A 13,208-nucleotide genomic window follows, 5' to 3' on the forward strand; every position below is an offset into this window, starting at 1 on the left:
ATCTCGCCTTCTAACTGTTTTGTTATTATCTATTATTTCCAAACAAGTCTATTAGAAACCATGCCTTTTACCTGTGGGGTAAAGCCTTTGCTACTAGGCAAAGTCAGCACGACATTGAGACATAAAATGACGCTGCGAACTTAGCTCTGGTTCATCTTCTTTGGGGTGACGTTGTGTATAAGTCCCATCAGGATGTAAATCCCATGCCTGACGATTATCTGCCAGCATGATTTCTAAAATCTGCTTTAATTCCTGCACAATACTTGGCTCTTCAAGGGGTGTGACAACTTCTACGCGAGAGTCTAGATTGCGGGGCATCCAGTCAGCACTACCGATAAACACTTCTTCTTTGCCGCCATTACTGAAATAGAAGATACGCGAGTGTTCCAAAAATCTGCCAATTACACTGATTGCCCGAATGCGATCGCTTAGCCCCGGCACACCAGGCCGCAAACAACAAACGCCACGCACAATTAGATCGATATGTACGCCTACCTCCGAAGCTTTATAGAGTAAAGCAATCAGCTCTGGATCGACGAGGGAATTCATCTTGAGAATGATGTAGGAAGCATAGCCCTTCTTTTGATGCTCGATCTCTCGTTCGATCAACTGGGCGAATCGAGAACGCATATTCACAGGCGCAACCAATAAACGCCGATAGATGCGTTGTCGAGAATAGCCCGTGAGATAGTTAAATAACTCCGTCAGATCGGCACCCAACTCTTCTCGACAGCTAAATAGTCCTAAATCGCTGTAAAATCTGGCGGTTTTTGGGTTGTAATTCCCCGTGCCGATGTGAACGTAGCGCACAATGCGATCGCCTTCTTGTCGCACGACCAACACCGTTTTGGTATGGGTTTTGAGGTTCTTGAGTCCGTAGACCACATGCACCCCTGCATTCTCTAATTTTCTCGCCCAGAGAATGTTGTTTGCTTCATCAAAACGCGCTTTGAGTTCTACCAGCACCGCCACCTGCTTTCCATTCTCAGCAGCTTTGATCAGCGCATGCACGATCGGAGAATCTCCCGACGTACGGTATAGAGTTTGCTTAATTGCCAGTACATCAGGGTCAGCGGCCGCCGCTTCGATAAATCGCTGCACGGTTGTGGTAAAGGACTGATAGGGATGATGCACCAAAAAATCACCTTGACGGATCACATCAAAAATATTGATGTCACCATCATTCGCTTCCAACTTTTTTAGGCGAGGATGACTTGTAGACTTCCAAGATCTGTCTTTATAGTCGGGCAAAGGTAGGCTCACCAAAGCCATTAAGTCCCCCAAACCCAAAAGGCCCGGAATATCGTAGGCATCATCTTCGCTAATTCCCAATTGCTCGATCAATTTCCTGCGAAGTTCTTTGGGAGCGCGATCGGTGATTTCTAAGCGAACTACAGGTCCAAATTTTTGCTTTCGCAATTCTGCTTGCAACGCTGAAATTAAGTCATCAGCTTCATCTTCTTCAATGTCAAGTTCGGCATCGCGAGTAATTCGGAAGGGATAATATTCTAAAATCGACATGCCAGGGAAAAGAGCATCGAGATTATGGGCAATCACCTGTTCTAACGGCACAAAGGTATGATTGCTCGTATCGGGAATGGGAACGAAACGCGGGAGCAAATGGGGGACTTTGACCCTTGCAAAAAACTTCTCATTGGTTTCGTCATCCTGAACTACCACCGCAAGACTGAGACTGAGATTAGAAATATAGGGAAAAGGATGGGCAGGATCGACCGCAAGAGGAGTAAGAACTGGGAAGAGTTTTTCTTGAAAGTATTGTTGCAAGTGCTTTTGGTGTTTCTTGTCGATATCCTTGTAGTCGAGTAAATGAATCCCTGACTTGGCAAGTTCGGGTCGTAGTTTCTTTTCAAAACTTTGATGCTGCTGTTTTACCAGTGGAACGAGGGCTTTGTGAATTGCCTTCATTTGTGCTTCTGGAGCTAACCCATCATCGGAGAAAGAGTCTGGTTGATCGGCAATTTTGTGCTTGACGCCAGCCACGCGCACCATAAAAAACTCATCTAGGTTAGAGCTAAAGATCGAGAAAAATTTGACGCGTTCCAAAAGTGGTGTGCGGCGATCGAGCCCTTCATGCAAAACTCTTTGGTTAAAAGCAATCCAGCTCAGTTCGCGATTAAAGAAATATTCTTGTCGATTTTCTGCGGATAATTCGGCTATTTCGGACTGACTTTCTAAAAGCGTTTCTATTGTGCCAGTTATTTGGGGCTCAGAGTGTTTCGATCCAGAAGATTTTGGCTCGGAATTTTCGGTCTTAGAATCTTTGGTTATCGTTTCGGTTGGGAGGATGTCTTGATTCTCTGGAGCTTCTTTCTTAGAACTGGGATCAGAAACTTCTTTCTTAGAACTGGCCATAGGGGTTAGATAGTACGTTTAGTAACTAAAGTGAGATTTTGCCAAAAACACAAAGAAAACTCTTAAGACTACTAGCCTATCAAACTCTTACGGGTTCGTCATGTTTGGCGCAACACGTAAAAGGTCGCGATCGCGATCGGAATTCAATACATAATCAACGTCTAAATACATAATCAATGTCTAACTGTTGTGCTGTGGTTATCTTGTATTTTCTGAATATGTGGTCTGCTGATTGCGATCCACGACCTTTATGCCTTTAATCCAGTTTTATACCAGTTATACAGAGTAAAGGTTCTAGAAAATCAAAAACAAAAACCTAAGTTTTTAAAACCTATATTTACGTTTGAGCTTAAAAGCCGATGACGGGATTTGAACCTGCGGCCTGCTGATTACGAATCAGCTGCACTACCACTGTGCTACATCGGCAAAGAGAGGAATTGATTTAGTCGTTAAACTCAACCACTAAAAATTTCCAACGAATATCATAGCATCCTTGAACTTTTTCCAGCTTGCAATCGTCTAATTAAAAGTTTTTTATGGCAAAACCATAAAAAATATCATACCAAATGTCACTAAAAGTCCTAAAAAGTCATTAAAATGGATAGATACAGGGCTAGTCAACTGCTATGGAATTTTCAGCCTATCTCTCTGATGCCTTGGCACACGAGCAAGCTACACAGTCAACAGACTGGGAGCCTACTCAACATGACCCCTTAAAAAATACAAGCATTTTTGTAAAACAGTTGGTTCGGACTGGACTGATTCCAACATTTGTGTTTCTCGGCGCGGCAGAATGCATCCCCTTTGGGGGAATCGCTCCCAATCTTAATACAGCCAAAGCTGTTGCCGAGGTGACCTTTTGTAACCCGATTTATCTCTGTAATACAACCTACATGACTGAGATCCAAACTTTATTGGCGCAGCGAGGATTTTCGCCTGGGGATATTGATGGCGTTTATGGCCCAGCTACTCAAGCAGCGATTTTGCAATTTCAGGCAAAACATGGTGGGCTAGCTGTTGATGGCATTCCAGGTACGCAGACCCTGATTGCCCTTAGAGGTGATGCAGCAACCAATGTAGCCGCCTCACCTACCCCTGAAGCTGTCCCCCAAAATCCAAATCCTAGCCCAGATGCTAGTAAAACTAAAGAAACGAACAAACCAAGTATCACCCCAGAGCTAGATCGCGAAGCAATTTCAGCGCTGCAACTTCTGCTCAAAATGCGGGGGTTCTACGATCGCCCCATTGATGGGGTAAAGGGAAGTGCTGTCACCGAGGCGATCTTGAAGGCACAAAGAGCCTATGGATTACCTGTAAATGGGTTGGTAGATTCAGCCCTGCTCGCGTCACTCCAAGTGGGCACAAAAACAACGACTGCTCCCCCACAGCAGCTACCTTCTACTCCTGCTTCGCCAGAGGAGGTGGTTAGCCTACAGAAACAATTGCAGCAAAAGGGCTTTTATGAAGGCAGTATGCATGGAAAGTTAGATGTCCAGACGAGAGCCGCCATTATGGACGCACAGGCAGCCTATGGATTTGTCGTAAATGGTGAATTTACGCAATCATTCCTGACGTTTCTTACAAACCTGAGTCCATAAACTCCATAAACAGAGATTTCTATGCTTAAACCATTTCCTCCTTAAAAGGCTTTCCCTCAATTCCAAATTTCTATATCCAAATTTCTGTAAAAGTCCAATTTAGAATGCACAAAACACTATGGAACTCGCAGCCTATCTTCACAGTGAATTAACCCAAACGCAGTTCGAACAAGGAATTGACATTGCTCCTCCCCTTGACTGCGCAGGTATCGATGCGATCGCTAGATCGGCTTCATCTTCTAAAGTTGGTCTATGTGTTACCTTTGCAGCACTTGCTGTCGTCGCAAATCTAGGTTCGGTAGCAGGTGCATCGGCTAAGCCACAAAATGCAAACTCAGATATTCGTTATGTCCAAACGTTATTAGCAAACAACGGCTTCGATCCAGGGCCTATTGATGGGGTTAAAGGGGCAGCAACCAAAGAAGCGATTATCAAAGCTCAAAAGTCTTTTGGGCTAGATCCTGATGGGGTTGCAGGTTCTCAAACCTTGGCAGCTTTAGAGAGTCGCTCTACGCCATCAAATGTAAGCAGCGATTCTGAATCCTCTGTAATTAACCTCCAAAAACTGCTGAGCGATCGCGGCTTTTTTACTGGGCCGATTACTGGTAAGTACGGGCCTTTGACCCAAGCCGCTGTGATTGCGGCTCAGAAACACTATGGCCTAACGCCCGATGGCATTGCGGGTGTTAAAACCTTAACTGCCCTTGAGACGGACTCTGCCCCAACCACGACCAACATTTCAGGGAGTGATGCGATCGCTTTACAAAAACTGCTGAGCGATCGCGGCTTTTATACGGGGGCGATCGACGGCATTATGGGCAATCAGACCAAAGCCGCCGTGATTGCCGCTCAAAAAGCCTATGGGTTAACCCCCGATGGTATTGCGGGTGCTCAAACCTTAGCTGCATTACAAGCAGGTAGCCCCAGCCAAGCCACGAGCAGTGACGCTAGCGTGACCGAGTTACAAAAGCTTTTGGCCTCGCGGGGATTTTATACAGGGGCGATCGATGGCATTATGGGCAATCAGACAAAGGCCGCTGTGATTGCTGCCCAAAAATCCTATGGTTTGACCCCTGATGGCATTGCCGGTACTCAGACCTTAGCCGCCTTAAAACGGGGAACTGCGTCTAGCAGCACAGTTTCAACCAAGCCGACATCCCCAACTCCGACGAGCACAACGCCTACTGTCAGTAACAACTCAAAAGTTGGCGTATCCACGACAAGTAGCGAGAGTATTGCGAATTTACAGAATTTGCTCCGCGATCGCGGATTTTATGATGGGCCCACCAGTGGCATCCTTGGCCCCCGCACAAGGGCTGCGATTATTGCAGCGCAAAAAGCCTACGGTCTTGTAACCGATGGTATTGCTGGTTCTGCTACGATCGCGGCTTTAGAGTCTCACCCCCCATCAGCACCTAAACCTGCAACTCAACCCATTCCTACTCCGACTACTCCCAAACCTGTAATCCAACCCATCCCACAGTCAACTCCCCAAGCCGTCGTTCAACCAACGCCTAAGCCCGCACCTGTTGCTACTACCCAGCCCACTACTACAGCTCCGTTTACCAGAAGCGATAGTGTGGCTGAACTTCAGCAATTACTTGCCCAACGGGGATTTTATACGGGAACTGCCGATGGCGTGCTCAGCAACGAAACAAAAAATGCGATAATTCGGGCACAAAACTTTTATGCCCTTACGCCTGCCGATGGCAATCCTAGTGCTGCCTTAGTGGATAGTCTCAAAAAAGACCCGTTTGTTGTTGGAGGCAATTAGGTGCGACTTGCGATCGCAATTCATGGGGGCAATATACTAGATTACAACTCAGAACTTCGTAGTCTAAAGGTTAGGAAAACTCATGCGTCTCGTTAACCTTGCCGTCAATGTTGGAGCGATCGCAGTCTGCTTAGCCACCACCCTTGCGCTTCAGCTTCCTCAGCTCAATCAACGCCTTGTCGGGCAAACCCTAGAGTCCGATCGAAAAGCTGTCAAACAGGAAGAAGCACGACTGCAATTACTCAGTCGCCTTCCTCCCAAAGGCTTAGGCTTTAATAACATGATTGCCAATTTCGCCTTTGTCAGCTTCCTCCAATACTTTGGTGATGATGAGGCAAGAGTCGATCACAAAACTGGTTTTGGCCTCAGTCCTAAGTATTTTGAAGTGATTGTCGATCGCAATCCGCGATTTTTGAATATTTATATCTATCTCTCTACCAGCGTGTCGATGTTTGCGGCTGCCCCACGCAAGGCGATCGCCCTATATAGCAAAGGTTTGGAAAGTCTGTCTCCCGAACAGGAACCCTATGCTTACACGGTTTGGCGGCGCAAGGCGACCGATGAGCTGTTGTTTTTAGGGGATGCCGAGGCAGCCAGAAAATCCTATTTAAAAGCCGCCGAGTGGGTGGAACGCGCTAAATTTGGCGCAGATGCGATTTCAGAAACCAAATATGTTGCCCAATGGTCGCGAGAATCGGCAGCATGGCTCAGCGAAAAGCGTGACCTGCGTAGTGCCCAAATTGCGGCATGGAAACTGGTTTTATCGACAGCAATCGATAAGAAAACCCTACAAAATATTGCCATTGAGATCGATAAACTCGGAATGGAGCTAACCGTTGGCGAAGATGGCAAAATCGATATCGTTCCTAAAAAAAGTTCGTAATCTCAAATACCCAACGCTCAAATACCCAACTTAAAAATAATCATCATGAACAAGCGATCGCTAGGTAATTCCGAACTTCTAATTTCCCCGATCGTGATGGGAACGTGGCAGGCTGGAAAGAAAATGTGGGTGGGAATTGAAGACAGCGAGACGGTCAAGGCAATCCGTAGTGGCTTTGAGGCTGGCATTACCACCGTAGACACTGCCGAGGTTTATGGGGATGGACATTCCGAGCAGATTGTGGCAGAGGCATTAGCGGATGTGCGCGATCGCGTTGTCTATGCCACCAAGGTATTTGCTAACCATCTAAAATACGATCTGGTTTTAGAAGCTTGCGAGCGATCGCTCAAAAACCTCAAAACCGACTACATCGACCTCTATCAAATTCACTGGCCATCGGGCACTTGGAAGAGTGAGATTGTGCCGATCGAAGAAACCATGAGTGCCTTGAATAAACTCAAACAAGATGGCAAAATTCGAGCGATCGGGGTCTCCAATTTCTCCCGCGCTCAACTAGAAGAAGCCTCTCAGTACGGACGCATTGATAGCATCCAGCCGCCCTATTCACTGTTCTGGCGACAGGTCGAAAAAGATTTGACGCCCTACTGTGTCGAACAGAATATTTCGATTCTTGCCTATTCATCGCTAGCACAGGGCTTACTGACGGGCAAATTTAAAGCCGATCATCAATTTGCTGAGGGCGATCACCGTGCTGCCAACAAGCTCTTTAAAGGCGAGAACCTATCCAGAGCGACTCAAGCTTTAGAACAACTCAAACCGATCGCCGATCGCCATCAAACCACCCTAGGTAATTTGGCATTGGCTTGGTTAATTGCCCAGCCTCAAACCAATGCGATCGTGGGGGCACGCGATGCCGCCCAAGCAATTCAAAATGCCAAAGCTGCCAAGATTGCTCTCAGTGCTGAGGAACTGCAAGCGATCGACGCGATCGGGCGTACAGTTACCGATCGTTTAGATGACAATCCCGTCATGTGGAATTTCTAAAAATCCCGCAGACACACAAATCTATCTGACTAGCCTGAGTTCGGGATAAGAATCTCTGACTACGTTTTGAGGTTTGATCCCCCTAACCTCCCTTACAGAATGGGGGAGAATCCATCAAACCTTGTCCCCCTTCGATAAGGGGGATGCCCGATAGGGCAGGGGGATCGAACTCTTTGGTTCCAACAAGTTGGCTGGCTTTTTTCAAAAATCCTTATCCAGAACTGACGTTACTTTAAGAATTTGAATTTACCGTTGTTTCCATCAGGCTCCATGGTGATTTGGGCAACATAGAATTGCTTTTGAATAATTTCTCCTTCAGGCGTAAAAGAAATTTCGCCAAGGGGAGTTTGATAGGTTCCCACGAGCAATTCATCATTTAACTTAGTTCGCAGTTGATCGAGGGGCAATGTGGCGATCTTTGTCTTTTTATCTAGCGATCGCAGGGCTTCTACTAACACCTGTACGCCAGTAAAAGCCTGCGCCGTAAATTGGGGTGGTTCCTTCTTTTTTTGCTCCGATTTATTTTGTTCTATGTAGGCGGAACGCAGTGCCACATTGATTTCGCTGGGATTCTCTGGGCTGTAGGCTTGAGCGATGATGACGCCATCGCACTGCGCCTTACATACAGGCAAGATATTGGAGGTATTCAATCCATTTCCACCAACGATCAGACCTTTATAGCCAAGTTCCCGCAGTTGTTTGACTAGGTTGCCACCATCGGCGGACAAACCAGAAATAATAATTAGATCGGGTTGGAGGCTAATTGCATTGGTGGCTTGGGTTTGAAAGTCCGTATCGGTAGTTTGGAAGCGTTGAACCGTAACTAAATCTAGACCTTTTTGTTTGACAACAGATTGGAAAGTTTCCGTCTCTGATTTATTAAAGGCATCATTTTGAGCGTAAAACACTGCCACCTTCTTCAGATCGGGCTTCATTTTAATTGCCGCTTCTACAGAGTTAGGGGCTACGACGGATACAGGTGCAGATACGCGGGAGATATACTTGCCAATCTGTGGAATTCCCTTGGCTGTATTGGAAGGAGCCAGTACGGGTACGCCTGCACGTTCGGCGATCGGGTCAGCGCTAAATGCCTGCTGCGACAGGGTCGGGCCGACAATACCGACCACCTTATTTTGCGAGATCAGAGTATTAAAGGCATTGATTGCGCCTTGCTCGTCACCACCCGTATCTTGATAAATCAGCTTGATCGGTGTGCCATTCACCCCACCGCGATCGTTAAAATATTTCTCGGCGATTTTAGCGCCAGTAACTTCTTCTTGCCCAAGTAAGGCGACATTACTGGTTTGCGCCACTGCAATCCCAATCGGGATGCCACCACCTGAACTGCTATTTTGGGGCGCGGTCGTTGTTGTTGCAGTGGTGGTTGATGTCGCAGAGGGTGTGACCACCTGATCGCTTGTTTGGTTACAAGCAACCACCAGCAAACAGGTTGCTAGGATCGTACAGATAAATCCAGTCAGTTTTTTCATAGTAACGCTCTATAACTCTTCTCAAGATTCATACTCAAAGTGCGAATTAAGCTGGCAAGCCAAGCAAAAATCAAAATCTGAGCTTATCATGTCGTCTTCCGTAGCCCACGATACTTAATGATTACGGAACAATTACGAATACTCGCTTGACGTGACTACTGCCATTAAAATTAGTCATCTGAAGTCAGCGAGCCTCAATGTCAATCAATCCCACTGAAACAAAAGATAACAATAAAAGAGCGGGATATACCTTGCCTGTATTTGCTGTTGCAGCAGCAAAAGCTGCGCTCGTGAAACTGCTGGCGATCGCCGATCGCATCCCAACCGTCAACCTAGATTTAGGCGATCGCGGCGAGGTCGAAATTGCGATCGCGCAGGTAGCCGCGATCGATCCCAGTTCCGCCCTAGGCATTACGATTAGCGACCCAGGAGATAACTTAGACCTGACTGCTGGAACCCCGATCTGGGCATGGGTTCACTTGCAAGCATGGCAGGGCGAAGCCCTGCGCTTAGAAGCGGGTGAAGGTGTAGGACATACAGAAACAGGCGAACCAGCGATTTATCGGTTTGCGCGGCAATTAGCAGATGTGAATCTTTTGCCACTGATTCCTCCAGAGCGAACCTTAACGGTGCGGTTTATTTTCCCTGAAGGGCGATCGCTAGCGCAACGAACTTCCAATCAAGCTTTTGGGATTTTAGAAGGATTGGCACTGCTGGGTACGAGTGGGATCTCCCAACCGCTCTCAGCCGAGGAGAAGTTAGAAGATTTCCGTGCAGATTTGCGAGAAAAGACGAAGGAACATCAACATTTGGCTTTTTATATCGGTGCGAATGGTCATCAAGTTGCTTTGAACCTAGGATTTTCAGAGCGGCAATTGGTGCAGACTGCCAATTGGGTGGGTGTGATGCTGGTTGAGGCAGCTCTGCTGGGCGTGCATAAAATTACTCTAGTGGGATATCACGGCAAATTGCTCAAACTCGCTGGTGGCATCTTTAACACCTCTAGTCATCTGGCAGATGGCCGTATGGAGATTCTCACAGCAGCAGCGGTGGCTGCCGATTTACCGATAGAAATCATCAAACAGATTCAGCGATCGCCTACCGCAGAAGCCGTTCACAAGTTACTAATCGCCATGGAATGCGAACAACCTGTATTTCGCTATCTAACTGAAAGGATTAATCAAAGAGCGATCGCCTATGTCAAAAAGTATGCGGAACGGGAAATAGAGATTGAGACGATTTTATGCGATCGGCTGGGACAGGTCATCTGACAGAGGCTAACGAGCGATCAATTATAAGCTATATGCCTTTCAACTTGCAGGAGCGAGATCTTCAATAGGTTGCTTCTACAGCATAAAGTGTAATTGCATTTTCTTTGCCCTTGATCTTGGCGGCTGAATCCACGATGCGTAAATCAAAGCGATCGCTTTGATGCAGGGCATCAATCACACTCGATGTAACTAAAATTTGACTCTTGTAATATTTCGTCAGGCTTTCAATGCGCGAGGCGAGGTTGACTGCATCCCCAATCACAGTCGAATCAATCCTCGAGCGGAATCCCACGGTTCCCATGATGACTTTGCCATGATGAATACCAATGCCGATGTCAATATTGACTAAACCTCGTTGCGCCCGATCTCGATTAAATTCCTTCAAAGCATCCAGCATATCAATGGCTGCATTCAGAGCGCGATCGGCATATTCGTCATCAAAGATTGCCATAATGGCATCTCCAATATATTTATCGATAAAGCCACCTGAACGCTCGATCGCTCTTCCCATACAATCGAGATACTCATTCAAGAAATCAAATACTTCCATCGGCGTCATTTTTTCTGACATCGCGGTATAGTCTCTAATATCTGCAAATAGAATCGACACCTCTCGTTCTGAAAACTCCCCGACCTTAATGTTCTCAATCCCTTGCGGTGCGATCGCTTTCAAAAACTTTTCTGGAACAAACCGTTCAAATGATTCTAGGGTCTTCTGTAGTTTGCCAAAAGAGTCCTGTAGCGTTTCCGACATATTATTAAATGCTTTTGCCAAGGTTGCCAACTCAGTTACCTTATCCACCTTGGCTCTGTGGCTCAGATCGCCTGCTGCAATTACCGCAGCACTTGTACGTAATCGCAGAATTGGTTTGCTGATCCGTTCGGCAAGTAAGTATGCACCAACTAGCCCTAAGCCTAAGCCAATTGCCCCAAAACCCAGTGACTTGTAAATTGCCTGTGCGATCGCTTCATCTAGCGTGCGAAGGCTAATTCCCAAACGGAAAATCCCCAAAACTGGCTTTGTTTTATCTTCTGAAGCCAGTCCGATAATACCTGCTGAGGCTTCAATAATTCGCTCTCCTTTCTTTCCCCGTAAGGCATCTTTGCCATTGGCAATATCTCTCAGTAAAAAAGTTTCAGTGACAATCGGTTCGCCTTGAACCGTATTTGCTAGCTTCGTGACATGAAACGGCACAGGATTGGGAATATATTTCTCCTCAAATTCAGCAGGTGAAGCAACGATGATACGATTTTGTTTTTTAGGATCTGAAACAAAGGCATAAACGTACTCTGAGTTGTTTCTCAGTAATTCATCGGTGCGAAGGCGAATGTTTCCCCAGTTATCTTCTACCATCTCTAAGCGAAAGGAACCAGCCAATGACATCGAAAGTGCTTTCGCCTGCTTTTCTAGTTGGTGATAGTAAAGTTCTCTCTCTGTTGAAACTAAGAGCCATGTCCCAGAAAAAACCAGAAGCGCTACCAGTAAAACGGTTGCCAACATGATCTGGACTCGAAGCGAAGCAAATTGAATGGGTTTCATGGGGAAGCTATTTCGATCTCTTCAACAAAAGTGAGCCATTTATGCTGTTCTTTAACTTGTGATTTACAGGACGGTGGAAATACAAGGGTGAGTGGTCCCCCCATCCGAGTTGGGATGGAGCGATCGTCCTCGCCAAAATGCGTTGCAAGCATAACATCGCAATCATTAATCACCTCTAGTGGAATCAGAACAGGCTTTAAAGGATCTCGATGGATTAGAGCCTTGCCTCGCAAAACAATCGAACCTTGTTTCGGTACGCTGGAATTTGATTCTTTTAGCAAGTCCCTGATGTTTACCCCTCTTAGTCTCACGGATTCACTAGACCAAAGTAACCGATAACCAACTTTTGTTCTGATAATGTTTTGGGGTAGCCGATCAAAATCTTCTTGATTTAGGATACGTTTTCCCACCCGAAGGCGCAGGGGTTCATTTCCAACAATGATGTGCGTTATATAATATGCCCACTGTGTAGAAGGATAGAGTGGATCGAGATAGCGCTTTGGAAAGCTATCATAGACTAGCTGCAAGGGACCTCCATCCGTTGCTTTGATTTGACGACCATTTTTCTCAACAGCCAAAATAATCGTAGGATATCGTTGCAAGTCAGGAATCTTAAAGGTCGAACGGTAAGCATCAAGGGCTACAAAAGTAATCTCATTGATCTTGGGTTGAATTTTGACCAGACTTAGTAATTTAGCAACTGAAACGCCTCTGAAACTTTCTGGAGCATTTATGTCTGTCCGACTTTCTCCCTCAACCAAAATATTTGTATCAGAAAACTTCTCTAACTCCTGCCAATTCAGGATGGTTTTGTTTTCAGAAATCTCGCCTTCAAGGGTTAGTGTCCATTGCGCTCTTACATTCTGTTGATTTGCATTCGCAAGTTTTGCTTCTTCGGCTTCGGCTTCATTTAGCCATGTTTGAATCTGAGTGTCTGTTGGACGATTTGTACAAGCGTAAAGAGTTGTGAGAAGAAGCCCAAGAAAAATTCCTTTAATTTGCTTCAACTTTGTGAGACGGATTGCAAATCTGAGCATTAAAAAATATTTAGAAATTTATCTTGTTTGACTAAATCTTAGCAGTAAAGATTTTGAGTTAGCAGTTTGCCCAAGTAGTCAATGCGATCGCTTGAAGGACATAGACTGGTCGATCCAAGCTAGACAATACCCTCAATTATATTTTTATAAGCTATTATTTAGTTTTTTTTTATATATCCCTGCTAACCTGAATAATTCATCAGGGAGAGAAAGTGGAGAAAAAAAGAGCCTAAAACT

9 protein-coding genes and 1 tRNA gene are annotated in these 13,208 nt (G+C 45.9%); 5 read left to right on the forward strand and 5 right to left on the reverse strand.

Features of this window, described 5'->3' with window-relative positions; translation table 11 throughout:
• Positions 1-93: 93 nt before the first annotated feature.
• Both ppk1 and V2H45_RS22435 read right to left on the reverse strand, forming a co-directional pair.
• Positions 94-2,373, reverse strand: a complete 2,280-nt coding sequence (gene ppk1 / locus V2H45_RS22430; protein WP_330485919.1) for a polyphosphate kinase 1 — start codon at positions 2,371-2,373, stop codon at positions 94-96.
• Between the two features lie 354 nt (positions 2,374-2,727).
• A tRNA-Thr gene (locus V2H45_RS22435) sits at positions 2,728-2,799 on the reverse strand.
• Positions 2,800-2,999: 200 nt separating this feature from the next.
• On the opposite strand from V2H45_RS22435, the gene V2H45_RS22440 reads away from it, so the two are divergent.
• The 4 genes from V2H45_RS22440 to V2H45_RS22455 all read left to right on the forward strand — a co-directional run bounded on the left by V2H45_RS22440 (position 3,000) and on the right by V2H45_RS22455 (position 7,633).
• Entirely contained in the window at positions 3,000-3,971 is a 972-nt protein-coding gene (locus V2H45_RS22440; protein WP_330485920.1) for a peptidoglycan-binding domain-containing protein, read from the forward strand.
• 118 nt (positions 3,972-4,089) lie between these two features.
• Complete coding sequence (locus tag V2H45_RS22445) at positions 4,090-5,745, forward strand: peptidoglycan-binding domain-containing protein (RefSeq protein WP_330485921.1); 1,656 nt, start codon at positions 4,090-4,092, stop codon at positions 5,743-5,745.
• Positions 5,746-5,827: 82 nt separating this feature from the next.
• Positions 5,828-6,628 (forward strand): hypothetical protein, encoded by an 801-nt coding sequence (locus tag V2H45_RS22450; RefSeq protein WP_330485922.1) that lies wholly within the window; start codon positions 5,828-5,830, stop codon positions 6,626-6,628.
• Positions 6,629-6,673: 45 nt separating this feature from the next.
• Positions 6,674-7,633: an aldo/keto reductase gene (locus V2H45_RS22455; protein ID WP_330485923.1), complete on the forward strand. Its 960-nt coding sequence runs from the start codon at positions 6,674-6,676 to the stop codon at positions 7,631-7,633.
• A 227-nt stretch (positions 7,634-7,860) separates the two neighbouring features.
• On the opposite strand, the gene V2H45_RS22460 is transcribed toward V2H45_RS22455, so the two are convergent.
• Complete coding sequence (locus tag V2H45_RS22460; RefSeq protein WP_330485924.1) at positions 7,861-9,123, reverse strand: ABC transporter substrate-binding protein; 1,263 nt, start codon at positions 9,121-9,123, stop codon at positions 7,861-7,863.
• 197 nt (positions 9,124-9,320) lie between these two features.
• Here V2H45_RS22460 and cbiD point away from each other — a divergent pair, with 197 nt between their 5' ends.
• Entirely contained in the window at positions 9,321-10,394 is a 1,074-nt protein-coding gene (gene cbiD, locus V2H45_RS22465; RefSeq protein WP_330485925.1) for a cobalt-precorrin-5B (C(1))-methyltransferase CbiD, read from the forward strand.
• A gap of 61 nt (positions 10,395-10,455) precedes the next feature.
• On the opposite strand, the gene V2H45_RS22470 is transcribed toward cbiD, so the two are convergent.
• A complete protein-coding gene (locus tag V2H45_RS22470; RefSeq protein WP_330485926.1) occupies positions 10,456-11,934 on the reverse strand; it encodes an adenylate/guanylate cyclase domain-containing protein in 1,479 nt (492 codons plus the stop codon).
• Positions 11,931-12,971, reverse strand: coding sequence for a molybdopterin-dependent oxidoreductase (locus V2H45_RS22475; RefSeq protein ID WP_330485927.1), 1,041 nt, complete (start codon positions 12,969-12,971; stop codon positions 11,931-11,933). The genes V2H45_RS22470 and V2H45_RS22475 overlap by 4 nt, the downstream gene beginning before the upstream one ends.
• Positions 12,972-13,208: the final 237 nt, after the last annotated feature.

The organism is Tumidithrix elongata BACA0141 (assembly GCF_036349135.1).
In the GTDB taxonomy this organism is placed as follows: Bacteria; Cyanobacteriota; Cyanobacteriia; order Pseudanabaenales; family Pseudanabaenaceae; genus Tumidithrix; species Tumidithrix elongata.